Raw genomic sequence first — 853 nt, forward strand, 5'->3', positions numbered from 1 at the left:
GAACATGGTGAGGATCACCACCAGTGCGAACAACACCGCGCCCGTCGCGGGGTAAATGCTCATCAACTGCCCCATTCGCACCAGCGCCGACAATACGGCGATCACAAACACGTCGATCATTGACCAGCGGCCAACGAACTCGACCACTTCATAAATCAGATGCATACGCTCGCTGTCGGCGCGCGGCTTCTTCCTGCCGTTGGCGTCCCAGCACAGCCAGCCGATCGCCAGCATTTTCAGCGACGGCACCATGATACTGGCGATGAAAATCACCATCGCCACCGGGTAAGAACCGTCTCCCCACAGCAGGATCACCCCTGCCATGATGGTGGAGTTCATCTTGTTGCCCAGCGCCTCGGTCACCATGATCGGCATCAGATTAGCCGGTATATAAAGCATGACAGAAGTCACCAGCAATGCCAGCGTCCATTGCAGGCTGTGGCGGCGGCGCACGTAGCCCTTGGTGTGACAGCGCGGGCAGCGCACCTGACTGGCCGGCAGGATCGCCGTGCAGCACGCGCAGGAGCGCACGCCCTGGCTCATGCCGGTGCGCCCCACCGTCAGCGGGCGATCGAGACGCGGTGCCGGTTCGATGTCCTGCCACAGCCAGCGCCGATCCACGCACTGGAAGGCGCGCACCTGCAGCAGGCAGAACAGGCAATACGGCACGAAGCTGCTGCCGATGCCGATATCACCGTAAGCCATCAGCTTGACGAAGCTGACCAGCACCCCGGCGAGGAAAATTTCCACCATGCACCAGGTCTTGAACTGGAACAGCACCCGAGCCATCCACTCTTTGAGCCCCAGCGGCAAGCGCACTCTGGCGCACAGCAGGATAATCGCCACCATGCAA

The 853-nt window shown here is 61.2% G+C and carries 1 protein-coding gene; it reads right to left on the reverse strand.

The window, feature by feature from the left end; genetic code table 11:
• A partial coding sequence (gene pqiA / locus HMPREF3138_RS18135) for a membrane integrity-associated transporter subunit PqiA (protein WP_246828736.1) occupies positions 1-853 on the reverse strand: 853 nt, incomplete at both ends.

The organism is Serratia sp. HMSC15F11 (genome assembly GCF_001808215.1).
In the GTDB taxonomy this organism is placed as follows: Bacteria; Pseudomonadota; Gammaproteobacteria; order Enterobacterales; family Enterobacteriaceae; genus Serratia; species Serratia nevei.